The 26506-nt window shown below is 63.1% G+C and carries 28 protein-coding genes and 1 pseudogene; 10 read left to right on the forward strand and 19 right to left on the reverse strand.

The window, feature by feature from the left end:
• Window positions 1-320: 320 nt before the first annotated feature.
• Window positions 321-1079, reverse strand: a pseudogene (gene erm / locus JFC13_RS12600) (23S ribosomal RNA methyltransferase Erm); the annotation flags it as partial.
• 44 nt (window positions 1080-1123) lie between these two features.
• Between erm and JFC13_RS19380 the strand changes: the two are divergent.
• Window positions 1124-1270, forward strand: coding sequence for a hypothetical protein (locus tag JFC13_RS19380; RefSeq protein ID WP_193078630.1), 147 nt, complete (start codon window positions 1124-1126; stop codon window positions 1268-1270).
• Between the two features lie 202 nt (window positions 1271-1472).
• Here the strand turns inward: JFC13_RS19380 and JFC13_RS12605 are convergent, their stop codons facing one another.
• The 4 genes from JFC13_RS12605 to JFC13_RS12620 all read right to left on the reverse strand — a co-directional run bounded on the left by JFC13_RS12605 (window position 1473) and on the right by JFC13_RS12620 (window position 4571).
• Complete coding sequence (locus tag JFC13_RS12605) at window positions 1473-2069, reverse strand: HdeD family acid-resistance protein (RefSeq protein ID WP_198397436.1); 597 nt, start codon at window positions 2067-2069, stop codon at window positions 1473-1475.
• 13 nt (window positions 2070-2082) lie between these two features.
• Window positions 2083-3081, reverse strand: a complete 999-nt coding sequence (locus JFC13_RS12610) for a slipin family protein (RefSeq protein WP_198397437.1) — start codon at window positions 3079-3081, stop codon at window positions 2083-2085.
• Window positions 3082-3201: 120 nt separating this feature from the next.
• Entirely contained in the window at window positions 3202-4002 is an 801-nt protein-coding gene (locus JFC13_RS12615) for a glutamate racemase (RefSeq protein WP_198397438.1), read from the reverse strand.
• Window positions 3999-4571, reverse strand: a complete 573-nt coding sequence (locus JFC13_RS12620) for an HAD domain-containing protein (protein WP_198397439.1) — start codon at window positions 4569-4571, stop codon at window positions 3999-4001. Before JFC13_RS12620 ends, JFC13_RS12615 begins: the two co-directional genes overlap by 4 nt.
• Window positions 4572-4686: 115 nt before the next feature.
• Between JFC13_RS12620 and JFC13_RS12625 the strand changes: the two genes are divergently transcribed.
• Entirely contained in the window at window positions 4687-5409 is a 723-nt protein-coding gene (locus tag JFC13_RS12625) for a helix-turn-helix domain-containing protein (RefSeq protein ID WP_198397440.1), read from the forward strand.
• On the opposite strand, the gene JFC13_RS12630 is transcribed toward JFC13_RS12625, so the two are convergent.
• Window positions 5392-5808 carry a VOC family protein gene (locus JFC13_RS12630; protein WP_198397441.1) on the reverse strand — a complete coding sequence of 139 codons (417 nt, stop codon included), beginning with the start codon at window positions 5806-5808 and terminating at the stop codon, window positions 5392-5394. The two genes, JFC13_RS12625 and JFC13_RS12630, sit on opposite strands and share 18 nt — an antisense overlap.
• A 34-nt stretch (window positions 5809-5842) precedes the next feature.
• Between JFC13_RS12630 and JFC13_RS12635 the strand changes: the two genes are divergently transcribed.
• Window positions 5843-6622 carry a 4a-hydroxytetrahydrobiopterin dehydratase gene (locus JFC13_RS12635; protein WP_198397442.1) on the forward strand — a complete coding sequence of 260 codons (780 nt, stop codon included), beginning with the start codon at window positions 5843-5845 and terminating at the stop codon, window positions 6620-6622.
• A gap of 4 nt (window positions 6623-6626) precedes the next feature.
• Here JFC13_RS12635 and JFC13_RS12640 read toward each other — a convergent pair whose 3' ends face one another.
• Entirely contained in the window at window positions 6627-7028 is a 402-nt protein-coding gene (locus JFC13_RS12640; RefSeq protein ID WP_198397443.1) for an acyl-CoA thioesterase, read from the reverse strand.
• Window positions 7029-7206: 178 nt separating this feature from the next.
• Between JFC13_RS12640 and JFC13_RS12645 the strand changes: the two genes are divergently transcribed.
• Window positions 7207-8373: a CaiB/BaiF CoA transferase family protein gene (locus tag JFC13_RS12645; protein WP_198397444.1), complete on the forward strand. Its 1167-nt coding sequence runs from the start codon at window positions 7207-7209 to the stop codon at window positions 8371-8373.
• A 19-nt stretch (window positions 8374-8392) separates the two neighbouring features.
• On the opposite strand, the gene JFC13_RS12650 is transcribed toward JFC13_RS12645, so the two are convergent.
• From JFC13_RS12650 to JFC13_RS12665, 4 genes are all read right to left on the reverse strand, one after another.
• Entirely contained in the window at window positions 8393-9415 is a 1023-nt protein-coding gene (locus JFC13_RS12650) for an electron transfer flavoprotein subunit alpha/FixB family protein (protein ID WP_198397445.1), read from the reverse strand.
• Window positions 9412-10200: an electron transfer flavoprotein subunit beta/FixA family protein gene (locus tag JFC13_RS12655; RefSeq protein ID WP_198397446.1), complete on the reverse strand. Its 789-nt coding sequence runs from the start codon at window positions 10198-10200 to the stop codon at window positions 9412-9414. Before JFC13_RS12655 ends, JFC13_RS12650 begins: the two co-directional genes overlap by 4 nt.
• A 3-nt stretch (window positions 10201-10203) precedes the next feature.
• Window positions 10204-12717 carry a GcvT family protein gene (locus JFC13_RS12660; protein WP_198397447.1) on the reverse strand — a complete coding sequence of 838 codons (2514 nt, stop codon included), beginning with the start codon at window positions 12715-12717 and terminating at the stop codon, window positions 10204-10206.
• Between the two features lie 165 nt (window positions 12718-12882).
• Window positions 12883-13659, reverse strand: coding sequence for an IclR family transcriptional regulator (locus tag JFC13_RS12665; RefSeq protein WP_198397448.1), 777 nt, complete (start codon window positions 13657-13659; stop codon window positions 12883-12885).
• A 121-nt stretch (window positions 13660-13780) separates the two neighbouring features.
• Here JFC13_RS12665 and JFC13_RS12670 point away from each other — a divergent pair, with 121 nt between their 5' ends.
• Window positions 13781-14530: an IclR family transcriptional regulator gene (locus tag JFC13_RS12670; RefSeq protein ID WP_198397449.1), complete on the forward strand. Its 750-nt coding sequence runs from the start codon at window positions 13781-13783 to the stop codon at window positions 14528-14530.
• Between the two features lie 106 nt (window positions 14531-14636).
• Here the strand turns inward: JFC13_RS12670 and JFC13_RS12675 are convergent, their stop codons facing one another.
• From JFC13_RS12675 to JFC13_RS12685, 3 genes are all read right to left on the reverse strand, one after another.
• On the reverse strand, window positions 14637-15542 hold the full coding sequence (locus JFC13_RS12675) for a sigma-70 family RNA polymerase sigma factor (RefSeq protein WP_332839407.1): 906 nt from the start codon (window positions 15540-15542) through the stop codon (window positions 14637-14639).
• A 14-nt stretch (window positions 15543-15556) separates the two neighbouring features.
• A complete protein-coding gene (locus tag JFC13_RS12680; protein ID WP_198397450.1) occupies window positions 15557-16057 on the reverse strand; it encodes a carboxymuconolactone decarboxylase family protein in 501 nt (166 codons plus the stop codon).
• Window positions 16058-16202: 145 nt separating this feature from the next.
• Window positions 16203-17063: a methylenetetrahydrofolate reductase gene (locus JFC13_RS12685; protein WP_198397451.1), complete on the reverse strand. Its 861-nt coding sequence runs from the start codon at window positions 17061-17063 to the stop codon at window positions 16203-16205.
• Between the two features lie 240 nt (window positions 17064-17303).
• Between JFC13_RS12685 and JFC13_RS12690 the strand changes: the two genes are divergently transcribed.
• A complete protein-coding gene (locus JFC13_RS12690; RefSeq protein WP_198397452.1) occupies window positions 17304-18524 on the forward strand; it encodes a glycine cleavage T C-terminal barrel domain-containing protein in 1221 nt (406 codons plus the stop codon).
• Between the two features lie 731 nt (window positions 18525-19255).
• Entirely contained in the window at window positions 19256-19702 is a 447-nt protein-coding gene (locus JFC13_RS12695) for a MarR family winged helix-turn-helix transcriptional regulator (RefSeq protein ID WP_198397453.1), read from the forward strand.
• Between the two features lie 3 nt (window positions 19703-19705).
• Here JFC13_RS12695 and JFC13_RS12700 read toward each other — a convergent pair whose 3' ends face one another.
• Together JFC13_RS12700 and JFC13_RS12705 are read right to left on the reverse strand one after the other, a co-directional pair.
• Window positions 19706-20317 carry a TetR/AcrR family transcriptional regulator gene (locus tag JFC13_RS12700; RefSeq protein WP_198397454.1) on the reverse strand — a complete coding sequence of 204 codons (612 nt, stop codon included), beginning with the start codon at window positions 20315-20317 and terminating at the stop codon, window positions 19706-19708.
• On the reverse strand, window positions 20314-21084 hold the full coding sequence (locus JFC13_RS12705; RefSeq protein WP_198397455.1) for an alpha/beta fold hydrolase: 771 nt from the start codon (window positions 21082-21084) through the stop codon (window positions 20314-20316). The genes JFC13_RS12700 and JFC13_RS12705 overlap by 4 nt, the downstream gene beginning before the upstream one ends.
• Window positions 21085-21242: 158 nt before the next feature.
• Here JFC13_RS12705 and wrbA point away from each other — a divergent pair, with 158 nt between their 5' ends.
• The 3 genes from wrbA to JFC13_RS12720 are packed head-to-tail and all read left to right on the forward strand — an operon-like array spanning window position 21243 to window position 24336.
• Window positions 21243-21857, forward strand: a complete 615-nt coding sequence (gene wrbA, locus JFC13_RS12710) for an NAD(P)H:quinone oxidoreductase (RefSeq protein WP_198397456.1) — start codon at window positions 21243-21245, stop codon at window positions 21855-21857.
• Window positions 21854-23299, forward strand: coding sequence for an MFS transporter (locus tag JFC13_RS12715; protein ID WP_269770047.1), 1446 nt, complete (start codon window positions 21854-21856; stop codon window positions 23297-23299). The genes wrbA and JFC13_RS12715 overlap by 4 nt, the downstream gene beginning before the upstream one ends.
• A 17-nt stretch (window positions 23300-23316) precedes the next feature.
• Window positions 23317-24336, forward strand: a complete 1020-nt coding sequence (locus tag JFC13_RS12720) for a GNAT family N-acetyltransferase (RefSeq protein ID WP_198397458.1) — start codon at window positions 23317-23319, stop codon at window positions 24334-24336.
• Window positions 24337-24338: 2 nt separating this feature from the next.
• Here the strand turns inward: JFC13_RS12720 and JFC13_RS12725 are convergent, their stop codons facing one another.
• The 3 genes from JFC13_RS12725 to JFC13_RS12735 form a co-directional block, all read right to left on the reverse strand.
• Complete coding sequence (locus tag JFC13_RS12725) at window positions 24339-24839, reverse strand: DUF6653 family protein (protein ID WP_198397459.1); 501 nt, start codon at window positions 24837-24839, stop codon at window positions 24339-24341.
• An 85-nt stretch (window positions 24840-24924) separates the two neighbouring features.
• Window positions 24925-25551 carry an SGNH/GDSL hydrolase family protein gene (locus JFC13_RS12730; RefSeq protein ID WP_198397460.1) on the reverse strand — a complete coding sequence of 209 codons (627 nt, stop codon included), beginning with the start codon at window positions 25549-25551 and terminating at the stop codon, window positions 24925-24927.
• Window positions 25548-26336, reverse strand: a complete 789-nt coding sequence (locus JFC13_RS12735; RefSeq protein WP_198397461.1) for an N-acetyltransferase — start codon at window positions 26334-26336, stop codon at window positions 25548-25550. The genes JFC13_RS12730 and JFC13_RS12735 overlap by 4 nt, the downstream gene beginning before the upstream one ends.
• Window positions 26337-26506: the final 170 nt, after the last annotated feature.

A 26506-nucleotide genomic window follows, 5' to 3' on the forward strand; every position in this document is an offset into this window, starting at 1 on the left:
GGCTGGGACGGCTTGCCGTGCTGCGGCATGAAACCGCGCTCGGCCTGCAGGTGTCCCTTGTCGTGGCTCTTCGTCTTGGCCTCAGGGTCGACTCCCGGAATCTGGGCCTCGAGCTTCTTTGCCGCCTGGTCGGCGCCGACGATGGGAATCTCGCCTGTGATCACCGGCTTCTCGGCAATCACGGGGATCTCTCCCGTTCCGGCCGCGACGCTGGGGTTCTTGTGTCCTTTGTCGTTTCGCATGGTGTTTCCCTTCTTCTGTGATTTTCTGCTCTGCTTCTGTGCAGCCGATGGGTTCTTCACGGTGCTTGTCTCGGTCGTGCCGAGGGCCGAATACAGTCCGACCCACTGTTCGGGTTTGAGATCTCGTGGCAAGGTGTCTCCTCTGACGTCGTTGCGGTCCATGGTCGATTGCAGCGTGGTGCGGTCAGTGAGGTTCATTGTCGTGAGGATTCCTTTCATCCCACGTCCGCGTCCGGTGAAGGCCGTGCGGACGAATTGTTGGTAGTCCGACCTGTGCCGGTCTGGCACGAGGCTGTTTGTCAGGCGATCGATGGTGAGGATGCCGCCGTCGACGCTGGGCTTCGGTGTGAAGGCGTGGGCAGGTACGCGTTCGATGAGCCGGAAGTCGAACCACGGTGCCCATTGGGCGGTCATCATGGTCGATCCGCCGACACCGGCGCGTTTGCGGGCCACTTCCCATTGGGTGAGCAGAATGGCGTTCTGCCATCTGCTGGCGCGCAGGAGTCTGCGCAGAATGGGTGTGGTCAGGTGGAAGGGCAGGCTGCCGACGATCACGGGCTGATCGAGCCTGGACCTCAGGACATCTGCGTGTCTGACCTGGGCGCGCGGGAATGAGTGTTCAAGGTGACTGATCCTCGTTTCGTCGAGTTCCACGAGCGTGAGCGGTCTGCCCAGCGGATACAGCTGAGCAGTCACTGCACCGGTGCCGGGCCCGATCTCCAGAATGGAACCGGTGGTGGCGCGAGTGAGGTTCGCGATCGTGTTGAGGGCTGAGGGTGAATGCAGGAAGTTCTGGCCGAGTTCGTGTCGGCCGCCGAATGATGAATGAGGTCGCATGGGCGCGCTCCGGAAGTGAAGAAGGGAGCACCCAAGGCAGCGCAATGCGCAAAGACATGTGTCAGAGAATTGCGGCTTCGCCCCGGATGCTGATGACTGTCCGGGTCGACAACGCGCTGCTACAGATCCTGCTCGATCGGTTCGGCGGCGACCAGTCCATCAATGGACCGGTGGTGCCGAGACTTCGATGAGGTCAGTGGATCACAGGAGGTGAATCGAGCGCGCTGTCAGGCGCGGCGATCACGAATGTAGAAGCTCAGCGCTGTCGTTGCGCTGCGATTGAATGTTCCCATGCTGAGTAAGCTAGCACGGAGCCGTGCCATAGATCCAGAGTTCGAGTCGAATTCGACCGAAACCGGGACGAGTGGCTGAACTCGCCGAGGTGGTCGAAACCTATTCGATGATCTCGCCGCTGATGATCTCGCCGCCACCATCCTCAGGTGGCCTGCGGTGTGGATCCTGGCGAATGGCCTCAGCGGTCTTGCGCAGACGCCAGCCGAGGGAGACCAAGGCGATGCCGACGATGACGATGAAGATCGCGAGCGTGAAGATCAGTGCGGTGACCCCGGACTCTGGGGCGAAGAGGAAGAAGCCGCCGAGGATGATGCCGACGATTCCGATGATTGTCAGCAACCACCACATCCGCACACCGATCCGGCGAATGAACAGGGAGACGGTGACGGCGAGGAAGCTGAAGAAGATGATGGCGAACCCGGTCACGATGGCGACGAAGGACGCGAAGAACATGGGTGAGAGGAAGATGAGCGCGCCGAGGAGGACCAGCAGGACTGAGCGGGCAACCAAGCTCCCCGAGCGTTCGCCCTTCGGGGCGAGGACGAAGGAGGAGACGGCGATGACGGCCAGCCAGACAGCGAAGATCTGGACAACCACCTCGGCGCTGGTGCCGGGCCACACCATCATGAGGACACCCACGAGAAAGGCGATGACGCCGTTGACGATGACTGTTCTGCCGGTGCGCTTCAGGTCCATGTCTCAAGCGTAGTCACTTGGTATGGAAGCTCGCTGAGCGCGGCAGTTTGATCGCTGCGGGCAGGTGCATCGTCTCGTTCAGCCTCATCGAATCGGAGAGGGCACGGACCATCCCGCTGAGATCGTCCAACGAATGTTCTGTGTCCTTGGCGTCCTTGGCCCCGAAGGTGGCGCTCAACGAGGCGTTCGCCACCGAGGAGGTGCTCTCGCTGCTCGACATCCCCGCGGGGACGTCCTCGGCTGAGGCCGTAGCCGCCTTCGGTGTGTTCCCCTCGAGGAAACGCAGAAGCTCGACCGGGAAGGGCAGAACCAGAGTCGAATTCTTCTCGGAGGCGACTTCGACGATCGTCTGGAGCAGACGCAGCTGCAGAGCTGCGGGCGTATCCGCCATCGCACTTGCGGCTTGAGCGAGCTTGTTCGAGGCCTGGAACTCACCGTCGGCGATGATCACGCGTGAACGACGCTCACGTTCGGCCTCTGCCTGGCGTGACATCGATCGCTTCATCGACTCCGGCAGGGCCACGTCCTTGATCTCGACCCGGTCGATGTGGACACCCCAGTCGACGGCTGGGCTGTCGATCATGATGGCCAGACCCTGATTGAGCCGTTCCCGGTTCGTGAGCAGATCATCGAGTTCGCTCTGGCCGATGATCGAGCGCAGAGACGTCTGCGCCACCTGTCCGACGGCGAGCTGGTAGTTCTCGACATCGACGATGGCACGCCTGGGATCGACGACCTTGAAGTAGATGACCGCATCGACCCGGACGGTGACATTGTCACGGGTGATGCCTTCCTGAGCCGGGATCGGCATGGTGATGATCTGCAGGTTGACCTTTTCCAGCTTGTCCACGAATGGGATGATGGCCGTCATCCCGGGCCGCTTGGCTTCCTCGGTGACTCGACCCAGGCGGAACACGACACCGCGCTCGTACTGTTTGACGATCTTCAGGCTGTTTCCGAGGCCGATGGCACCGAGCGCGATCAGACCGAAGATGAGAATTAAGAAGAACATCGAACCGCCTCCTCAGACGATTGCCTGTCCTTTCAGATTAACCCCGTTGCCGCAAAAAAGACCCGGCGCGGCGACAATGCCGAGCCGACTCCCGGCCATGGTTCAAAGAGTCGCGGACCATCAGGACGTTGCTGCCGCGATTCGCTCTCGCGCCAACAGTCGTTTTCCGGCGGGATAGGCATCAAGTGACTGGGGCAGGCGCACGAGTCGACCGGAGGCATAGGTGGCGATGACCTCGCCGGTGTCGGGCTGATTCGGGCTGACGCCGTGGGCCTCGACTCCGATCCGGCGCAGGGTCTGCTTCGCCACCGGAATGGGGGAGTCGAAGAGTGTGATCGCACCGGCCCGGGCGGCCATGATCCGGTCGGCGACCAGGCCGTAGTGGGTGCACCCGAGCACGATGGTCTCCATGCCGGGATCCATCTGGTTCAGGGCTGCATCGATCGCTGCATCGATCGTGGCGATGTCAGCCTCATTGATCGCCTCGGCGAGGCCCGGGCATGCCACCTTGGAGACGGTCACCTCGGCGGCGAAGGTGTCGATGAGGTTCTGCTGATAGGCGCTGCCCGTCGTGGCCGGGGTCGCCCAGATGGCGAAGTCCTGCCCGGTTCCGGCGGCCATCTTCACAGCCGGCACGGTGCCGATGACGGGAATGTCGGGTTCGTAGCGGGCGCGGACGGCCTCGAGGGCTTGGACGGAGGCGGTGTTGCAGGCGATGACGATCGCATCTGGCTCCCACTCGGCGATCACTGCTGCCGAGTTCAGGGCCCTGGCTTCAAGGGCTTCGGGGCTGAGGCTGCCGTAGGGGGTGAAGTCCGGGTCCATGGCCAGGATCAGATCCGCGTGCGGAGCCAGGTGGAACAGTGCATCGGCGGTGCCGAGCAGACCGAGTCCGGAATCGAGCAGACCGATACGCGTCATGAATCCTCTTTCGGGTAGGCGAATTCCTTGATCTCCTTCAGATGCGCCTTCGTCAGGCCCTGCGCGAATTCAGGAGCAATGAGCTTGAGCCGGTTCGCCGGATAGTGTTCGACGAAGTAGTCGTGAGTGGCCGGTGCTGCGAGGTCGTCATCGATCCAGACGGCGCGACCGTGTTCATGCTCCGCGAGCCAGTCTTCCATCGCGCGGGCCTTCCACCACAAGTGCGGATCGTTGGCGTAGCGGTTGTGGGACTCATCGGGCATCTCAATGACCTCGAAGGAGTTGCGCAGACCGAACTTCGGCTCCAGCTCCGTTTTGCACCGCTGAGACCAGGTGGAGAGCCACACGACGTCGACATCGTGGGTTTCGACGAGACGGTCGAAGAACGCGAGCACCGCAGGCTTGTAGTGCAGTTCGTAGTGCCAGGCCTGCATCTTCTTGCGCCCCTCGGTCATGATGCGCAGTTTGGGCACCGGGTACGAGTTGAGCACTCCGTCGACGTCGAGGAAGACAGTGACATGCCGTGCCTGCCGACGTGCTGATGTCGGCGAAGGGGATGCAGCTGCCATTGTTCCTTCCTGGGGGAGTCTCGTACCGGCTAGTCTGAGAACAGACGGCGTCGGCCTGGGACGGGCCGATGAGTTCTTAGAATACCGCTCGAAACTGAAGAAGGCCGAGCATCCTATGTACACGGAGATGCGCATCCCCACGCTCCGCGCTTCGCTGTGGACGTCGACCCCCGATGCCCACCCGCCATCGGCCCTCGCCGAGGTAGCTGTGAGCGTCCCGTCCGAGCCTTCCCTCATCGTGCCCGACGGCTGCATGGATCTCATCGTCATCGATTCCCGCGTCGTCGTCGCCGGAGCAGACTCCACCGCACGAACCTTCCGTTCTGCGTCGACGAGTGGTGCGGCCCAGCCGGTCGTGGGGCTGCGCTTCGACCCCGGAGTTCTCCCGCAGCTGCTGGCCACCTCGGCGGCCGAGCTCGCCGACAGGGTGACCCCTCTCGATGCTGTGGTGACTGCAGGCAGTCGCACGACCGTCCCCGAACTCGGACCTGGTGTCGGGCAGAGGCAGCTGGTGAACATCGCCGAGATGCTGACGGCTCGGGCCGACATCGATTCGACGCCGCTTGAGTTGGCGGGTCTGCTCGGTGTGCGTGAGGAATCACCGGCGCCGGACATCGCCGAGGTGGCCGCACAGTTCGCATACTCACCCAGGCAGCTGCGGAGGCTGTCCGCTGCATGGTTCGGCTACGGACCCAAACACCTGTCGAAGGTCCTGCGCTGGCAGGCCGCGCGGGCACTCATCGACGCAGGTTCCACCCGCACAGCGGCCGCAACGGCAGCCGGCTACGCCGATGCGGCCCATCTGTGGAGAGACGAGAAGTCACTGCTGGGCCGATGAGTCCAGCGCTGCGAAGAGGTCGACATAGTTGTCGTCGGGATCGGAGATCACGGCGTACCGCTGACCCCAGAACGCATCCCACGGTTCGTGGACGACTCCCGCCACGGAATCTGAACCGGCACCACCGACAGTGAGCTGGGTAAATGTCGCATCAACCGCCTCGGCGGTGGTGCAGTCGAAGGCCAGGGACATCGTGTGGCCACCGGTCGGCCAGGTCCATTCGGGATCGATGCTGAGCATGACCGCCTCGGTGTCGAGGAGCAGGCGGAGGCTGCCCGAGGAGAACTCCGTGTGCGGAGCATCCGCGCCGCCGTCGACTAAGTCGAGGCCGAGCGAGGAGTAGAACTGCACTGCTGCGGACATGTCTGCGGTGATGATTGAGATCGCGTCGAGTTTCATGTTCCCAGGCTATGGGCACGAGGTCCGATCGGGCATGAACAGAACGGCCATCTTCCCGCAGAGGCACCATTCCTCCGATAACGTGACTCCTGCGACCAAACGCAATCACGCATCACGGGAGGAGCGAGTTGTGGGACACGATGGCGTTCTCACCAGTTCGCAGATCTTCGACGCTGACGTCGAGGACTGGCGGCAGTTGGCAGGGCCGATCAGGTCCAGGTTCAGAACCGACGAATTCGGCCGAGGTCTTGCCTTCGTCAACGCGATCGGGAAGGCAGCAGAACTGTCGAGCCATGCCCCCGACATCACTCTCACGAAGACCGGTGTCACCGTGACTGTGGGCAGTCACGAGGTCGGCGGCGTGACCGACCGGGATATCACTCTCGCTCGAAAGATCAGCACGATCGCCGCTGAAGCGGGTCTGACTGCTGACACCGCAAGCCTGATGCAGGCCGAATTCGCTCTCGACACGAATTCAAGTGATCGAGTGTCTGATTTCTACGCGGCACTCCTCGGCGGTGAACCTGCGGGAGTGCATGCGGGTGGTGATCTCGTCGATCCAACTGGTCAGATGAATACGCTGCTGTGGTGGCAGAAGCCACGAGACGATAGCCAGTTCCCTCTGCCGGAGTCAGCCGTCCCGCAGAGTTGGCATCTCGATGTCTGGGTGAGCCATGACGAGGCCGAAGAGCGGATTGCTGCAGCTCTCGCTGCGGGCGGCCACCTCGTCAGCGACACAGCTGCTCCGTCCTATTGGGTTCTCGAGGATCCCGACGGCAACCGAGCCTGCATCTGCGCGCCGATGGTCCACTGAGTAATCAGTCGGTTTCGGCGAGGTATTCTCCGAGGATGCTGCGGATGCCCTCGGGGATCGGCGAGGGCTTGCCGGTCTCCCGGTCGATGTGGACGAGGACGACGTCGGAGTTGAACACCTTCTGGCCGCTCTGGTCACCGCGGGTGTGGACGGTGAAGGAGGAGTTGCCGATCCTCTTGATGGTCACCGTCATTGTGAGTTCGGGGCCGTACATGACGGGGAGCAGGTAGTCGATCGACTGGTTGGCGACGAGCATGCCACCGCCGGTCAAACTCCCAGCCTTGGCCTCGTGGAGCCACCTGATGCGGCCTTCCTCGATGAGGGTGATCATGCGCGCGTTGTTCACGTGGCCGAGCATGTCCTGATCGGACCAGCGTACCTCTGGGGAATACTCGAATGTCTTCACGGACAACCTTTCGACTCATCTGCGTCGGAGGCTCTCCACCTCCGACTATGGGACGTTACCAGGGTGACCAGACGGTCCTGATCACCGGGATCTCTTATCGTCGGGTGCGGCCCTGCTGTTTCTTCGGTCCTGATCGATCGTTCTATAGTGAAGCAGGTTTGATCAACGAAAGGAAATCATGGCAGTGCTCAAAGGCGTGCGTGTTCTCGACCTCGGCGGAATCGGCCCCGGCCCCTTCGCCTCAATGATGTTGGCAGATATGGGCGCCGAGGTGATTCGCCTTGATCCGCCGAAGACAGCCGGCCAGCCCATGAACCCTGTTCTCGACCGTGGCAAGAGGTCGATGACCGCAGACTTCAAGTCCGAAGCCGGCATCGACCTCGCCCGGTCCCTGGCTGCGAAGTCCGACATCGTCATCGAAGGCTTCCGCCCAGGCGCAGCGGAACGCTTGGGCCTGGGCCCTGACGATCTCCACGCGTTCAATCCTGCCCTCGTCTACGGCCGCATCACCGGCTACGGACAGGACGGGCCGAAGTCGCAGAAGGCAGGCCACGACCTGGGCTACATCGCTTCGTCCGGACTGCTCAACCAGCTCGGTCGCGCCGATGGGCCGCCGCAGTTCCCCGCAAACCTCATCGGCGATTTCGGTGGGGGCGGCATGCTCCTCGTCGTCGGCGTTCTCGGCGCACTCACCAGTGCCCGCACCACCGGCATCGGCACCGTCGTCGACACGGCCATGATCGACGGCGCGAATCTCCTGTATTCGATGATGCACGGCTTCTCCGAGATCGGCATGTGGCGTCACGACGCACGCGGGCGCAACCTCCTGGATTCCGGAGCACCGTTCTACGATGTCTATCCCACCGCCGATGACAGGTACGTGTCCGTTGCCTGCATCGAACCGGCCTTCTTCGCCGAATTCGTGCGCACTCTCGACATCGAGGACCGCCTGCCCGAACCGCTGAGCGAGATCAACCATTGGCAGCCGAAGCACTGGCCCCTCATGCGGCCAGTCTTCGCCGAGGCGCTCGCCTCACACACCTTGGCCGAACTCGAAGAGCTCTTCACCGGTCGCGATGCCTGCGTCGAACCGGTCCGCACCATGGCCGAGGCGAAGACCGATCCTCATAACCAGCACCGCGGACTCTTCTACACCGATGAGGCCGGAATCGAGCAGCCCAGACCGGCACCGAGGTTCGGCCCGGCAGCTGCCCCCACCTCAACTGGTGCGGCCAGTGCAGATGGCGCGGCAACTTCAGACGGCATGGCCGGTGCAGGCCAACCTCGGCAGGCGCCGGTCATCGGCGCCGACACCGACGCGGTGATCGCCGAATTGGGACTGTGAACGAGCTCAGGGGCTGAGGTCAGCCGCGCCGGTTCCTGATCTCCTCGTTGACCGCGCCGATGACCTCGTGGAGGTCTCCGATGATCGCGTAGTCGGCACGCTGGACCATCGTCGACTCCTCATCGGTGTTGATCGCGATGAGCGTCTTCGCACCCTCGATGCCGGCCATGTGCTGGATTGCGCCTGAGATCCCACAGGCAATGTAGACATCGGGTGTGATCCGACTGCCGGTCTGACCGACCTGCTCTGAATGCGGTCGCCAGCCCAGACCCGTGACCACACGAGAGACACCCAGTGCCCCGCCGAGGTGGTCGACGAGCTCGAGGACCTCGCCGAATCCGTTCTCCGAGCCGACCCCGCGACCAGCACCGACGACGGCGCGGGCCTGGGTCAGGCCCGAGGTGTCATTGTCAGCGTCGGTCTCGACCTCGGTGCGAACAACGCGGGTGCGCAGATCCTCGGCCGCCGATTCGGGGGAGTGGGTGAGGATCTCCGGTGTCGTCGGTGTTGTCTCTTCGGGATTGCAGGCGTGACCGGCCAGGGTGAGAACCTGCAGGTCACCGCCGAGCTGAAGACGTTCGAACGCGGCCCCGCCGAGCACCTGCCGCAGCAGTCCCTCCTCATCGGCGGCCACGACATTGGCCGCCATCCTCTCCCCGGTTCTCACAGCCACATGGGTCATGAGCTCCATGCCCCGCGGCGTTCCCGAGGCCAGAACCGCCCCGGTCTCCGGCGCGATGTCGACCAGGGCCTGCGCCCAAGCTGTGGCCGAATACGCCTCGAGATCAGCAGACTCGAGGTGGTGGATCCGACTCACGCCGAGGCGGCTTAACTCTCCGACGGCCTCCTCGCTCAGCGGCCCCACCACGACAGCCTCCGTACTACCCGACGGCGGCGCAGCCACCTCGCGCGAGGTATCAGGGGCGCCGTCGGGTAGTTGTTGGAGGAGGGCTGAGGCGTTCGTGCGGGCGAAGGTGAGCGCCTCGGCGGAGGTCAGCGCCACCTGACCGCTCTCATCGGTTTCGACGAATACGAGAGTCATGACCTGATCACTCCGATCTCTTCCAGAACGTCGACCAGGGCCCCAGCTGCTTCCGGGCCCTCGCCGAGGATGGTGACTTCATTCGCTGTGTCCGGTGGCAGCTCGAGGCCGATGCGCGGATTTCCGGCACCCGGTTCGGGTGCCGCATATTCGGCGATGCGAGCCTTCTTCGCCTTCATCCGTCCGGTGATCGAGGGATAGCGCGGGTCGACGCCGCCCTCTTGGACTGCGATGACGGCCGGCAGCTCGAGCGAGAAGATCTCCGTTCCGGCCGGCCCGATCCCGTGGGCTTCGATCGCTCCCGGTCCGCCAGAGCCGCTGGTCGCGCTCAGCGTCTGGATCCCCGTCAGCACCGGGTATTCGAGGTCGTAGGCCAGGCGGATGGGAACCTGGAAGTCGCCGGTGTCGGCGGCATCATTGCCCAGCAGCACAAGATCGAAACTCTGGCCCCCTTCGGCGCGGTCGCGGATGACGTCGCCGATGACCTGGGCGATGTCCTCGGGCCCGAACGCACCCGGATCCTCGGTTTCGATGAGGATTCCGTCGTTGGCGCCCACGCCCACGGCCGCGCGCAGCTGTTCGACCGCCTCGGCGGGGCCCAAGGTCAGTACCGTGACCTTGCCGCCGGTGGCTGCGGCCGTCTGGATGGCCAGCTCCACCGCGCATTCCTCATGCGCCGAGGTGGTGTGGCCCAGGCCGGAGTCGTCGATGTCCGTGCCTGAGGCGTCGAGCGTGATCTGGCCAGAGATGTCGGGGATGCGTTTGATGCAGACGAGGATGTCCATCGTCTACCTCCTGATGCTCTCGTTGCTGGGATCGAACAGAGGGGTGGCGTCGATCGAGGCTACCGTCACCGGGTAGGCCTCCTCCATGTAGACGACGGTGAGCTGGTTGCCCAGGACCGCCTCGGCGGGAGGAAGGAAGGCCATGAGCACATGTTTGCCGAGGCTCGGGGCTGACCCCGCCGAGGTGACGAAGGCGTGGTGCCCGTGCCCGTCGATGAGCGGCTGCCCGTCTTGTGATCGGATGGGTTCCCCACCGAGCATGTAGCGCTTCTCGCCGTTGGCGCTCCTGTGATCGTCGACCGTGAGCGAGCACAGGATCGCCTTCGGGTCCGCCTCGCGGTGGCGCAGGTGGGCGTCGCGGCCGACGAAGTTCTGCGACTTCACCTTCGGCCGGGCCATGCCGACCTCGATGACACTGCGCTCGGAGTCGAGTTCGGCACCGAAGGCGCGATAGCCCTTCTCGATGCGACCGGTCGTGCCGTAGACGCCGAGTCCCACCGGCACGAGGCCGTGTTCTGTCCCGGCCTCGGTGAGGACGTCCCAGAGTCTGAGTCCGGATTCCATGGGGATGTAGAGCTCCCAACCCAGATCGCCGACGTAGGAGATGCGGGAGGCCAGGACCTGCAGCGAACCGACTTCGATGGTCCGGGCTGTGCCGAACTTGAAGCCTTCGTGGGAGACGTCTGCGTTCGTGACCTGGGAGAGGATGTCGCGTGCTCGTGGTCCCCAGAGGCCGATCGTCGTCCACGAGGAGGTGAGCTCGGTGATCTGGGTGCCCGTCTCCGGGAGCCGATCGGCGAACCATTTCACGTCGACCATGCCGTGGGCAGCGCCCGTGACGACCCGGAATCGGTCGTGGGCCAGTCGCATGATGGTCAGGTCCGAGCGGAACCCGCCGGTCTCGTCGAGGACCGGAGTGTAGACGACTCGACCGATGCTCACGTCCATCTGGGCCAGCACGATGGACTGGACGGCATCGAGGGCCGCAGGTCCGAAGACGTCGAAGATGACGAAGCTTGAGAGGTCGACGAGTCCGGCGCGCTCGCGCAGTGCGAGGTGTTCGGCATTGATGATCGGTGACCACCAGCGGGAGTCCCATTCGGCTGTGCGGTCCATGACGCGCTCGCCGAATTCCTCGAGCAGCGGCGCATTCGATTCGTACCACTGGGGACGCTCCCAGCCGGCGACTTCGAAGAATACGGCGCCGAGTTCCTTCTCGCGTGCGTGCATGGGGGAGAGGCGGACATTGCGGTCGGAGTTCCACTGCTCGCCCGGGTGGACGATGCCGTAGGTCTTGATGAAGGCTTCCGAGGTGCGGGCCCGCACGTGTTCGCGCGTGCGTTGGTGTGGGTGGAAGCGGGCGATGTCGGCGCCCTGGACGTCGACCTCCGGACATCCGTTCGTCATCCACTCGGCCACGGCTCGTCCCACGCCCGGGCCTTCCTTGACCCACACCGCTGCCGCCGACCACAGGCCCTGGACCTCGGGTGATTCGCCGAGGATGGGAGCGCCGTCGGGAGTCAGGGACAGGAGGCCGTTGATCGCGTAGCGAATCTCGACGTCGGGGTTGGACAGGACATCGGGCATGAGTTCGAGGGCCTGTTCGAGCTGCGGGTCGAAATCGTCGTCGGTGAAGGGCATCTCCGTGGGGGAGAGCTTCGCGGCCTCGATCGATGGGATCTCGTCGGGTTCGTGAAGAATCGCCCGGTGAGCGTAGGAGCCGATCTCCATGTCCGAGCCGTGCTGGCGTTCGTAGCAGAAGGTGTCCATGTCGCGCACGATCGGGAAGGAGATTTCACCGGTCTGCTCGGCCAATTGGGGAACCGGGCCGACGCTGATCATCTGGTGCACCGCCGGAGTCAGCGGGATCGCGGCACCGGCCATGGCCGCGATGCGCGGACTCCAGACTCCGCAGGCGATGAGGATCGTATCCGTCTCGATCGGCCCCTTGGTCGTGTGGACGCGTGCGATCGCCCCGTTCTCGACGTCGATGCCGGTCACCTCGGTGTTCGGTGACACCGTGAGCGCGCCCTTGTTCTGTGCGGATTCGCGCATGATCGTGCCCGCTCCCACGGAGTCGACGACGCCGACAGTCGGTGTCCAGAACGCACCGACGATGACACTGGGGTCGAGGAAGGGGACTTTCTCGACGACTTCTTCGGGGGTGACCAGGTGGGATTCGATGCCCCAGGCCTTCGCCGAGGCCATCCTGCGTCTCAGTTCCTGCATGCGCTCCTGGGTGCGGGCGACTTCGAAGCCGCCGGACTGTGTGAAGACGCCGAGTTCCTTGTACTGGCGCACGCTGTCGAGGGTGAGGTCCGTGATCTCGCGGGAGTGGTCGACTGGGAAGATGAAGTTCGAGGCGTGACCGGTCGAGCCGCCCGGGTTGGGCAGCGGGCCTTTGTCGACGTGGACGATGTCTCTCCAGCCGAGTTCGGCCAGGTGGTGGACGAGGCTGTTGCCGACGATGCCTGCACCGACGACAACGACACTGGCCTGGGTGGGAATGGAAGCCATGGGAGGCTCCTCTCCGAAGGCATCTTCGCCTTCAACGGCACATGTTGCGTACTATGCAACGTGACGCACTATGTGAAACTGGGTGCTTCGATCGTCCTCCGCCCGCCGAGGTGTGTCAAGGGTTTGTTCAGCGAGCGTTCGTCAGCGCTGGAGACCGTGGAAGGCTCAGCGCTCGCGCCAGCCGAACCGTGACGAGATGTCGGCGGCCGCAGCCACCAGCAGGCCCTTGGCGGCATCGACCTTTGCGTCGGTGAAGCGGAAGCCCGGGCCCGAGGTCGAGATCGAGGCGATGACATCGCCGTGGGCGTTGCGGATGGGTGCAGACACGGCCGTGAGACCGACCTCGAGCTCATCGATGACGATCGAGTGCCCGGCGGCGACCACCTCGGCGATCTCAGTGAGGAGGCGGGGGATCGAGGTCACCGTGTGCGGGGTATAGGTCGGCAGCTTCGGTTCGAGCGCGGTGCGGATGCCGGCCTCGCTCAGGCCCGACAGGAGGACCTTGCCGTTCGAAGTGGCATGCAGGGGGATGCGCTGGCCGACCCAGTTGTGGCTCTGGACAGAGGCGTTGCCCGATACCTGGTCGAGGTAGAGGGCCGCGCCGTCGGAGAGGACGGCGACGTTGATCGTCTCACCGGTCTGTTCGGCTAAGAGCTTGGCGATGGGGCGGGCTTCCTGGACGATGTCGAGACGTGCGGTGGTGGCCCCGGCGAGACGGAGGATGCCAAGACCCAGGTGGTACTTGCCGCGATGCTGGTCCTGTTCGACGAGGCCGCGGGCCTCGAGCGTGGAGACGATGCGCGAGGCAGTCGATTTGTGCACGCCGAGTTCGGCGGCGATGTCGGTGACGCCGGCGAGCCCGGTGCGGGCGATGACCTCGAGGATCGTGACCGCGCGGTCAACCGACTGCACGGAGCCGGAGTTCGTCTCGCTGTTGCTCATTTCGAAACTGTAGCTCACATGACACAACACGGACAGAGGCGAACCACGTGTGATGTAGGGTGAATGCCGCCGGAGTGCCGATGGTGCCGCGGCATATCTTTCCCCGACGGAGTTGAGCGCTATGACCAATGGGACCCAGTCGATCGATCGCGCGGCAGAGATATTGTCGCTGGTGGTGAAGTCGGATGACCCGATCTCCTACACCGAGGTGGTGGAGTCGACGGAGCTGGCTCGCTCGACGGCCTCACGCCTGCTCTCCGCCCTCGAGCGCAACGGTCTGGTCGAACGTGACGGCGAGGGGCTCTATCGCGGAGGTTCTCTGTTCGCGACCTACGCTTCGCGCTTCGATCGGGTCGAAACGCTGGTCACCGCGGCCGATCCCACGCTGCAGCGGCTGAGTGAGGAGACCGGGGAGACGGTCAACCTCGCTGTCCCCAGCTCCACGGGTGTCGTGCAGGTCGCGCAGGTCGATTCGACCTTCGTCCTCGGCGCCACCAACTGGGTCGACGTGGAGGTGCCGGCGCACTGCTCGGCGCTGGGCAAGATCATGTACGCCTTCGACATCATCCCCGTCCCCTCTGGCCGTCTGGAACGGCGCACTCCGTACACGCTGGGGTCCCGGAAGGACCTCATGGACAACCTCGCCGAGGTGCGCGAACGTGGGTATGCGATCGTGCACGAGGAATTCGAAGAGGGACTCGATGCCCTGGCCGCTCCCGTGTACGGCGTTGACGGCAGAGTCGTTGCAGCCGTTGGCATCTCGGGTCCGACCATGCGCATCGCTGACCATCACGAGACCGTCGGCAAACTTCTCGTCGACGAGGCGGGCCTGCTCTCCCGCAGCCTCAAACGCAAGGTCACCCACCGGTAGTCCTGCTCCCGACTCATGTCGCCGATATTCTCGCGGTGGTGGCAGCATCTCGCTCGCGTCTTGATCGGCCTCAACCCGGTGAGGAGTGAGAAGTTTTCCTGCGAGTTCAGATCCGAGCCAGTTTGTCCGGATTGCTCACCAGGCGCAGGCTGCAGATGCGGTCGGCGGCATCGACCTGCGCCTCAAGGACATGGTCGTGACCGGCACGAACCACAGCGACGACCACTCCGCCGTTGACGTCGACGATCCCCTTGAAGTCCAGACCGTTCGGGTCACCGGGTGTGATGACGGAGCCGAAGAACCGGGTGATCCGAACGGCTCCGAAGATCGGATTGAGCGCGGAGGAGACCTTTCCTCCTCCATCGGCCCAGAACACAGCGTCCTCGGCCAGCAGCAGCGAAAGTGCGGTGGACAGATCCCCACTGTGGATGGCATCGATGAGGCGAGTCAGCACCGTCCTGTCCGCTGCACGAGTCACCGGCTGGTCAACGTCGAGACGGCGTGCCGCCCGTGAGACCATCTGGCGCACAGCGGCCGGCTTCTTCTCGAGAATCCGGGCGACCTCCTCGGTGCTCATATCGAATGCCCGAGTCAGGACGAAGGCCGCTCGAGCCTCTGGGCTCAGCTGCTCGGCAAGATGGAGAAGCGTCAGTGACAGCAGCTCCCGGTTCGCGACCGCGTCCTCAGGCAGCTGATCGGTCGCGACCGGCTCAGGCAGCCAGGGACCGGGATAGTCCTCCTTGATGCTTGCGAGGTGCCGGGAGCGGTCGATCGCACGTCGGACGCTCACCGTTGTCAGCCAGGCCGGCCAGGAAGTGATGGCCTCGTCGGTCTTGCGTTCGTGGACGACTGCGGCAATGCCGACTTCTGAGACCACGTCTTCAGCATGGCCGGCATCGCCGAGGATGCGGTAGGCGATTCCGAACAGGCGACCCTTCTCTGCGTCCCAGGCGCGGGTCGCCTCGGTGATGGTGTCTGTGTCCTCAGCGATGCCGAGCTCGATCTCGTCCACCTTCCCAATGTAGATCAGTCGGCCGTTGATTTCGCGCCCGAGGCGACGGTCACCTCGGCGGGTGCTGCAGATTCGTCGCCGACCGGCGGAGTGGTCTCGGTGGCGATCGCCAGGCGATTCCAGATGTTGATCGTGGAGATGGACAGGAGCAGGTCGCCGAGCTGCTCGGCGTTGAAGTGCTTGGCCGCCTCATCCCAGATATCGTCCGTCACGGTCTCCGGGCCGAGCTTCGTCACCGCATCCGTGAGGGCGAAGACGCTGCGTTCCTTCTCATCGAACAGGGCACCGGCGTGCTGCCAGGCGGAAACAGCGAAGAGCTTTCGGGACGAGACGCCGAGCCGCTCCAGGTCTGTGGAGTGCATGTCGACGCAGAAGCCGCAGCCGTTGACGATTGAGGCGCGGAGCTTGATGAGATCGTAGAGTTCGTCGCCGAGTGCACTGCGGCAGTAGGTGTCGAGCCGAGCGACATGGGAGTAGCCCTTCTTGCTGACCTGGTCGAGGCTGATGCGAGCCATGAGTGTCCTTTCCTGACAGGAACGGCACGTTCCGGTGGGAACGCTGCGACAGACGTATTTCGCCTGTCACCAACGTCGTCGGATGGCGGGCTCGAAGTGTGACATGGTGACGCGAATCTGTCGCCGGTCAGGCATGTCTGCTGCCTCAGGATGTGCTTGGGACCTCGTCGTTGTGACCGAGAGCCGCAAGCTGCCTGCGCCGCCAGATCTCCGTGTCCCTGATCTGGTTGAAGGTATAGATGTGGAGACCGGCCACGCCCATGGTCGGGTTGTCCAGGACGGGTGCGAGCTTGTCGAGGAACTTCCGGGGGTTGTAGCCGCCGGGTTTGGCCATCTTGGTGAACGTGACGGTGTTCTTGCGCAGGAACCGCGTCGATTCGCCGACCCCGATCTTCGATGCGACCCGGGCCAGCTTCGCCAATTCCACCTTGCCCGCGATGCCGAGGATGAGTGGCAGGTCGATGCCGCGCGCTCGTACCCTGGGCAGCCAGGTGGATATGGTTCCAGGGTCGAAGCACAGGTTCGACACAAGGTGGGTGGCGTAGTCGCGTTTGTCCCACATCGCTTGGACGGTGACATCGTCGGAGATGAGCGGATGGGTCTCCGGATACGCGCTGACGCCGAGGTGTTGGATCGGTGCCGCCATGCTTGCGAGGTCGATGATGAGGTCGAGTGCTCCCGCATAGCCCCCCGCAGGAGGGGTGGCGTCGCCGGCCGGGACGAAGATCCGATCGATGCCGGCCTGCGTGAGGCGGTCGACGATCTCCTCGAGTTCGGTTCTGCCTTGGACCATTCGTGCCGCGATGTGAGGCACCGCATGGAATCCGAGCGCCTGCAGCTGCACTGCCGTGGACAGAGTCGCCTCAAGAGTCAGGCCGGTCGAGGCGGTCACGGTGATCACGCGGCCGGGCACGACATATTCGTGGACGCGGTCGACCACGCCCGCGGTGGGGAGGATTTCGTACCGCGCGGATTTCAGCAGTGAGGCCAGAACTTCCTGTGACATCCTCGGCTCCCTTGAGAGACTCCTGGGAAGTGGTCGACGAATGATGATTCTCTTCGGAAACCCTTGCGTCCGCCGATACTTCGATCCTACACTAATTGTACCCATAATATGGGAATCCAGTTCCATATTATAGAACTGTTTGAGGCAGGGAACATCATGGACAACAACGTTCCATCAGTGGACCAAAGCGACAGACAAGTCCCAATCAACCTACGCCAATCAGGCCCCACACCGGTCGAGATGCTCATCGACACCCGAGTGCGGAAGTCCCCGTACTGGGAGCTGTCCATGCAGGAAGGCTGCTGGCGGGCGTCGATCTACAACCGGATGTACCACCCGCGCGGCTATGTGCCCCGCGAAGACGGCGGGATGATGGTCGAGTACCAGTCCCTCGTCAACGACGTGACCTTGTGGAACGTCGCCGTCGAACGTCAGATCCAGGTCAAGGGTCCCGACGCCGAGGCGTTCGTGAACTTCGTCATCACCCGTGACGCGACCAAGATCCCAGTCATGCGCGCTCGCTACGTGATCCTGTGCAATGAGGCCGGAGGCATCCTCAACGACCCGATCCTGCTGCGGGTGGCGATCGACGAATTCTGGTTCAGCCTCTCCGATACCGATCTCATGCTCTGGCTGCAAGGTGTCAATGTCGGCAGCAGGTTCGACGTCACCATCCAGGAGATCGACGTTTCGCCGGTGCAGGTCCAAGGACCGAAGTCCGTCGATGTCATCGCCGACCTCGTCGGTGAGGAGGGACGTACCCTGCCCAGCTACGGACTCATGGAGGCCCAGGTCGGCGGGCACGATGTCATCATCTCCCAGACCGGGTTCACGGGGGAGAAGGGCTACGAGATTTACCTCAAGGACTCGACGAAGTATGCCGAGGACATGTGGAACGCGGTACTCGCAGCCGGTGTGCCCTACAACCTCAAGGTCGTAGCGCCCAGCCATCACCGCAGGATCGCCGCAGGCATCCTCTCGTGGGGTCAGGACATGGACTTCGAGACCTACCCGTTCCAGGTCAACCTCGCCTACCAGGTGCCGCGGAAGAAGGAAGCCGACTACATCGGCAAGGCCAAGCTCGAAGCTGTTCGTGAGCAGATCGCAGCCGGAACTCCACCGTTTCGGACTCAGCTCGTGGGGCTGTTGGTCGGCGGCAAACCGATCACGGACTACGCCCCGGACTTCTGGCTGGTCAGCGCGACCGCTGACGGTGAGGCCGTCGGCTACGTGACCTCGCCGTGGTATTCGCCGGAGCTCGAAGCCAATATCGCAATGGCCCATGTGCCGGTCGACGCCAGCGAGCTGGGTACCGAATATTGGGTGCATCTGCCTGAGCCCTTCGCCGACACCCCGGGAGAGCCCGTCCGCGCCGAGGTGGTGGAGATGCCGTTCCGACCAAGCGTCAACCCCAACCAGCGTGAACGACTGAAGATGAACGGCCTCGACGCCGCCGTCTGATCTGCGACGAGTGACTGGATAGTGGGAGGTCTCTGCCTCTGAGTTTCGCTCCCCTGATCCGAGCGCGGTCACCGTGCACTATGCCGGTGGCCGCGCTCGCTTGTGCCCGCACCTGGGTATCTCGCTCACCATAGTTGGGCATCTTACTCACCACAGAGCCAAAGACTTCCCGCGCGGCTACTGCCTGCCAGCAGCTCCAATGGCACCCGCTGGTTTGGCACGAGGTGCCCGTAGTGCCAATTCATACATGTGCGCCGGGATGATTTGCTGTTCGCGGTGAGTGGTAGCTGGCTAGGTGTAGGTCCCCGTAAAGTGGTGGAGCGGATCGACTGAAATTGCACGCCCTGACCAGGGTGGTGGACAAGCCCCGATACGTCTTCGCCGGCACGATATTTCGCGGGCAGGGCCATTGTTAGCGCACCCCTGGCAGGAGACTCGCGCATGTGGTTTGTCACTTGCCAGCCGACAACCCGTTCGCGGTCTCGGGACCGGCTTGAGCATGAATGGCGAGTTCGACGGCACGAGCCTTGAGTTCGTCGGTGCATTTCACTGGCACGAGAGAACCTCCTTCTTCCAATCTGCCTGCCTCGGATATCCTTGAGGCACTACATGGAAGTCATGAAGTGTATCGGTGTTCTGCGGTTGTGGCTCAGTTGTCATGCTCTTAACGGTGGCGCACCTCACGATATCCGACGCCCAAGGTGTCGAGGTGGAGCGGGGATAATGGCGTTATGAACACTTCCGGAGAGAACCTTTCCGATGTCATGCGCGCAGTCGGTCTGCTCTACCGTCGAGCAACGCGCACGTTCGAACAGGATCGAATTGGTTTGCCTGTCGGTGTCCGTGCGGTGCTCGAGCTCCTGTCGCTCACAACTGCCCAGCCGGTTCCTCGCATCGCAGAGACGTTGTTGCTGAGTCGTCAGTTTGTGCAGCGCAGCGTCGACCACGGTATCGAGCTCGGAATCTTCGAGCTGCAGAATAATCCGGCGCACCGCCGATCGCGCTTGGTGTCCGTCACCGCTGAGGGACGGAGCACAATTGAGCGCGTGCTGCAGCGTGAGCAGGAACTCCTTGTTGTCGCCAGAGAACAGCTGACGGAGGACGAGATATCCACCTGCCTGCACGTACTCCACACGATTCGGGAACAGGCGGACTGGTCTCCCGCTGATGAGCGCTGATGACTATCCGGCGATGAACTCACGTGAGCCGAGTTCGAAGAGCCAGTTCCGCCATTCTTCGAGCGTCCAGCCGCACTCGACGACGAGGGGGCCATAGGAGGCGATGCTTGCGCAGGCATAGAGCAGTTCGGCGATACGCTGCCTTTTAGCCTCGGGTCGAACCCCGGGCAGGGTCAACAGTCGGTCAACTAGAACCTGGCTGAATCGATGGCGCTGCTCGTGCAGCTCATCCAGCAACAGGGCGACATCGGGATCTGCCGCCGCTGATTGGATGACGAAATAGATGGATGCAACCTTTTCGGTCGCCTCCGCGATGTGATCGACGGCCGTTCGCCAGGCCTCTTCGACGGTGGGCATCTCCTCAATGCTCTGCGCCCATTCCCGGTCGAGGAGAGGGCGCACATCACCGCTGCCAATGGCAAAATCGTGCGCTGCTTTGAGCACACCGACTTTCGACGCATGCGCGGAGTAGATAGTTTGCACGCTGACGTTCGCCTGAGTGGCGATACCTGCGATTGTCGTTGCGACGTAACCATCACGGACGAACAGCGCACACGCAGCCGCGGCGATGCGTCGCCGGGCCTGTTCGTCGCGAGGTCGTCCCCGGCCTCTCACTGCTTCGACCTCAGTAGTCGGCCGATCTCGGCTCCGAGAAACGCAGGATCTTCGACGTGAGCGAGGTGCCCGTGCCCTTCGAGCACGGTGACGTTCGCGGAAGGTATGACTGCGGAGACGCGTTCGAAGGCAGGGCCATACGGCGGGACGCCTTGACATAGCTCTCCTACGAGGAAGGAGGCGTCGATCGCTGCCCAGCCAGGTGCGGGTACGAAGCTGTTGAGTGCTTCGAGCTCTGCGGCCAGGGGTGCGGCCAACTCGCGAAGATGAGCCCAGGCAGGGGTTTTCTGCATCGCAGCAACCTCTTCTGCCGGTAAGCCGGAGATATCCCGGTTGATGATGGTCACCCGTTCGTCGAGGTCGGCATTGGCTAGCGCGGGAAGCACCTCTGCGGCGAAGGGCGGCAGGGGCGGATCGTAGGCGATCACGGATACTGCGCGGTCATCGCGGGCGGCGGTTTCTAAGACGATCGTGCCACCAAGGCTCCACCCCACCAGAACGACCGGTCCCCCGATCTCGTCAATCCAAGCGCGCAGGTCGGCGACCTCAGTGAGCAGGTCGTAGTCCGTGCCCAGAGGTCCGCTGCCTCCTCGGCCGCGGCGGTCGACGATGAACATCGGGCCGTCGTGGTCGATCGCCTCTGCGACAGCCACGAAGTCGGCCGCGTCGGCCATCGCCCCGGCGACGATGACGATCGCAGGTCCGTCGCCGGGGCGCCAGAGCGCATGCAATTGGACGCCGTTGGTGCTGATGGTGCGCGACTCCATGTCGACTACACCCCTCTCAAAGTCCCGAAGTGAGTTTCTAGAATCATTATATCTAAATACTTTGCTCGCGGCGAGGCGATCTCGCATCGGCTGTTGACGCCGCCAAGCAGCCAGGATAAATTAATGTAAGAGAATTCTAGAAAGGGATTTGATTAATCATGACAAGGTTTGCAGTCGTTTACTACTCGTCGACAGGTTCAGTTCACGCTCTGGCGGAGGCATATGCCGCTGGTGCCGAGGAGGCTGGGGCCGAAGTCCGATTGCGCCGCGCAGCCGAGCTCGTTCCGCGTGAGATCATCGAGGCCAACGAAGCGTGGAAGGAGCACCTTGAGGCGACAGTACACATACCGACTGCTGAGGTGGAGGACCTCATCTGGGCAGATGGATTCGCTCTCGGCACTCCGACTCGGTTCGGTCAGCCTGCGGCACAGCTCAAGCAGTTCCTTGATTCCTCCAGCTCTGCGTGGAGCGCTGGTCATCTAGCAGGGAAACCGGCCTCGGGTTTCACCAGCGCCCACGAACGCCACGGCGGGCACGAATCGACACTGCTGGCCCTTTATCACACGTTCTGCCATTGGGGTTCCCTTATCGTGCCGACCGGTTACGAGAACTATGATGTCGCGCACGCGGCCGGTGGCAATCCCTACGGAGTCAGCAGCGTCGGCGGTGACGGAGCTCCGGGGCAGCCTGTGCTCGACCACGCTCGGTGTCAGGGGCACCGTCTTGCGGTGCTGGCCCGCACGGTTCAGGCTGCCAGGGCCGAGGCGGCATGAGGCCTGTGGTGGGCTCTTCGCCACCGGGAGTTGAACCGAACACGCCAGCCAGCAAGCGTCGGTGGTGGGCTCTTGGACTTCTCACCGGTGCGAATCTGCTGGCGTTCGCATCTGTCACCATCATGAATGTGGCACTGCCGCAAGCCCAAACTCAGCTGAGGATGACTGACGGCTCTGCTCAGGGGGTTATGACCGTTTACTCTTTGACCTTCGGCACGCTAATTCTGGTCGGCGGACGCCTCGCTGACGCGATGGGCCTGCGCCGCTGCCTCACCGGCGGGCTCGTTGCGTTCGCGTTGGCCTCGCTGCTTGGCGGACTCGCATACGAACCGGCAACCCTTCTGGTGGCACGCGCTCTGCAGGGTGGAGCAGCTGCCTTCGTCGCTGCCACAGCGATTCCACTGATGTCAGTGCTCTACCCCGGTGGTCGGCAGCGCAGCATCGCCTTCGGTGCACTGGGCATCGTCATGGGCGTTGGTACAGCAGGGTCATTCCTGCTTGGCGGCGCAATGGCCGACCTGCTGTCTTGGCGGTGGAGCCTTCTCATCAATGTGCCGCTGGCGCTCGTCACCGCAACCGGCATTTGCATGACGATTCCGGGACGCAGGAGCAGCGCGAGCGTGCGTTTAGATACCCGTGGAGCCCTTCTCGCCAGCATATCGTTAGGGTTGCTGATCTTCGGCTTGGATCGAGCGAGTGCGTTGGGCTGGCACCACCCCGGTACCCATGCACTGCTGGCCGGTGGCGTCGTCGGCGCGGGTCTCTTCGTCGTCTCACTGCGCAGCGCGCAGCAGCCGCTCATTCCCCCTCGCCTCATGTGCAATCGGGCGCGAGTTGCTGGCTACCTGGCTGCCTTCTTCGCAGGAGTCGCCATGTTCGCGGGGATGTTCGTCCTGACGTCATTTATGCAGAGTGCCTGGGACGTTCCGCCTACGCGAATCGGTCTTGCTTTTCTGCCCTTTGCAGTTGGTGCCATCATCGTCACGGCGGTTCTGCCGCGCATCCGTTCGTACATCGCACCCGGGCCGGTGCTGGCGGTAGGACTGATGCTCGCCGCCTGTGGCTTGGCTAGTCTGGGGTTCCTCGCTCCTACATCGGGCTACATCGGGGGAGTCCTGCCCGCCATGTTGCTGTTGGGCTCCGGTGGGACCGTCGTTATGATCACTGCTGGTGATGTTGCAACTGCAGGGGCGGCAGGCGATTCCGGCGTCGCGGGCGCGCTCGTCAATTCTGCTCAGCAGATAGGCGCAGCTCTCGGGACAGCGGGGCTCGGAGTTTTGGTCCTGTCGGTCACAAAGGGGGCAGGTGCCGGGGAATCCGAACCAATCGTTGCTACAGTTGCTGGCTACGCCCGCGGGGGCCTCGTCGGCGCCGTCATTGTGACCGTTGCTGCGATCGCAGTCCTTGCCATTCGAACTCCGAGACTGAAATGGTCACCGTGAGCAGAGAGGAACCATTCATGCCTGATATTCACGATCTTGAAGCAGATGTACTCATCCATGCACCCTTGTCACGGGTTTGGGAAGTGGTGAGCGACCCCCGGCGGCTACCGGAGTGGAGCCCCCAGGTGCGCTCGACCACCCTGCTCGACGGTGCCGCAGCAATCGCAGTCGGTGTCAGATTTGTGAACGACAATGCCCACGGTGAACTCACGTGGACGACACATAGCGAGGTTGTACGGTATTCTCCCGGTACCGAGCTCGCTTTCCGCGTTGATGAGAACTGGCTCATCTGGTCCTTCACGCTCGAAGCAGCAGGTGCCGGGAGAACGCGTGTCATCCAGCGCCGAGAAGCTCCCGATGGGATCTCCGATTACGCACAGGGACTGACCGAGAAGTACATGGGCGGGACCGCCGCTTTCGCCCAGACAATGTTCGAGGGCATGCACCAGACTTTGGAGGGAATGAGAGCCGCCTGTGAAAGCGGGCGAAGGGAGAATGGTCTCCCTGTTCTGCGTACTGCGCGACTGTGTCTCGACCCGCCGCAAACGGAGGACGCCGCACAGATCCTGGAGATCGCAGGCGATCCGCGCACCGTGGAGCATAACCCCTCGGATCGTCTGTTTGGTTTGCCTGAGGCCAAGGAGCTCGTTGACCGCTGGATCCGGCATTGGGAGGTAAACGGTTACGGCTATTGGTGTGTGCGAGAGAGTGGTCGATCACGCGTCGTGGGATACTGCGGCGTCAAGAGTATGACCGTTCAAGGGCACAGAGTATTGAACCTCATCTGCCGCCTTCGCCCTGAGTCGTGGGGACGCGGGTACGGGACCGAGGCGACGCGAACTGTGCTCGACTGGGTGCGGCGAAGCCAACCCGACGAGACGATTCTCGCCCGTATTCGCCCGAAGAACAGTGCCTCTCGCAATGTTGCGCTCAAAGCGGGACTTGTGCGCGATCCAGCCCTTGACGAGGACGGTGAAGACGGAATCGATCTGAGCTTCAGCAATCGAGAAAGAGCGAGCGAGCGCGCTGAATCGTGATCTCAGCGGCAGGCCGCTGCCAGTGGAGTGTTATGGTGCCGATCGACCGGGTTCGCGGCCGTGGCGTAGAAGTCGGTCATGAGTTTCCAGAACACGAGGGTCAATGTCATCTGAGCGGCAGCAGCGGGAAAAGTCTGGCGAGCCGATTGTCGCCAGGCGCCTGCGATCGACACAGTCATCGCCGCAGTGGATGCGGCGTTGACAGCGGAAGCAGTGTCAAAACGGAGACGCTCACTCCAAAGCTCTTCACCCAACATGGCTCTTGTCGCCCACGCCTGCTCATCGCGCGGTTTCGGGAACACGATCGGGTTGAGTAGCATCCACGCGGCGACTGCTGCGCCCGCCCGCGTGCTGCGGTTCCAGAATGGCAGGACGACGAGCGGGATCGACGCCCAGCGTGACCACGCGCTCAGTGGATTCGAGTGCCGTGTGAACACCCAGCGTTTGAGCCGGGCCGAGCGGGTGCTCACGGGTGCGAGCAGGCCAGTGGTTGGGGTATTCATAAGTTTCCCTTCACTCGTGCGGACGTGCATTCTCGGCCGGCAATGAGAATAGGATGCTGGTGCAGCCTGCCAGTCATCATGAGCCTCAGAATTGTTCTCGAAGAGATCCCAGCCGGAGGGTCTGCAGGGTGGTCTCGGCAATGTGGCGATGCCCGACAGCGTTGGGGTGGGTGCTGTCGTCCATCCAAGCTGTTGGGTACTCAGTGCGGAAGTGCTGGTGCCAATGCTGCTCGTGATCGACGAGGATAGCGCCTTCGTTCGTGGCAATGGTGCGGATCACCTCGGCATATGCAGTAAGCCACTCGCGTCGTGGGGCCGGAGCGTCCGGCATGACGAGGAGCGGGGTATGGAGGATGACAGTGGAGCGAATACTGCTTGCCCGTCGCACGATCTCGGTGAGGCGACGATGGAAGCTGACCAGCCCGGGCTCGCCGTCCAGTGCATCGTTAGTCCCGAGCGATACGCTGAGAACCTGCGGTGCAAAGCGGCCGACAAGATACTCAAAATCAGCGCTAATCTCGTGGGCTGTCCAAGCGGAGACGCCGGAGTTGACCACTATGTCCTCCACTCGACCGAGTTCCCAGCGAACCCGCTCGCTGACCAGCTCGACCCAGGAGCGAGAGCCATGTGTGTGGTGGACCCCCTGGGTGATGCTGTCACCGGTGAAGACCCAGGTGGCTCGGGATGGGAGGTCGAAGTCGAGCCTTTTCATGCCGCGGGAATCTCAGTTGGATGATCGCTGGTGGGTGCAGCTTGATCCTCTGTGTCGTGGCTGATCCAGATGTTGGGTTCGACGTACGTCACGATGCCGTGCTCGGCGTCGCACTGTACTGGGGCAAGTGCACGCGGCACGTGGACAGGACCCGAAGTGTCGAATGGCAGGTTTGTCCATGCTCGCCATTCGGCGAGTGTCCCGATGACGACCATGGATCGCTGGGCTATGGCTTCAATGGTTCCGCCGGCGCGCACGTGTACGCGTAGCCATGGGTCGATAGGCAAGCCATCCTTGCGGGTGCGCAAGGCATACGTCTGCATGTCCTCGTGCGGATCCTTCTTTCCGTTGGGCCGCACCGGGGCGAGGAGCTGCGGGAATCCGAGGCGCCGTGCATTGGCGCGCGTAGCCGCCAGAGCTTGAGCAGAGATCCCTGTGCCCTGCGCGTCTGATCGTACGGCGATCTCCAGCGCAGAGACGGCGTTGGGTGTGCTTCCGGTCAGCAGGCTGTGCAGTCCGCGACGAATCACTCCGTCCCAGCCGTCTGCAGGAAGCTCTGCACTCGGTGGTAGTTGGAAGGGGATGGAGTGAGCCTTGGCGATAATCCCGTCGTGGTCATCCAACGCCAGCAGGGTGTACTCGGCGAGCTGAAGGAGAACGTCGGCGTTGTAGTACAGCCCGCCGATCGGATCCTGGCGGATGAACTCCGGCCAGGTGTTCTCCATTTCCAGGAGCTCATGAAGCAGCTCCGGGCGTTCCTTGAGCGTGCTGAATCTCAGTTCCATGGCTCCAGGATAGTTCGAGAATCTAATTCGCGCATTATAATTCTAGAAAACAAGCTGAAAAATTCTTAACGATGAGATTTCAGATGAACCCCCTGGCGAAGCAATCGGCACGAGGAGGCGCAGGACCGGGCGTCGTCACGGTCGAAGATCGGCGCTTGCCGCTGATCGAT

Source organism: Brevibacterium antiquum, assembly GCF_016107655.1.
In the GTDB taxonomy this organism is placed as follows: domain Bacteria; phylum Actinomycetota; class Actinomycetes; order Actinomycetales; family Brevibacteriaceae; genus Brevibacterium; species Brevibacterium antiquum.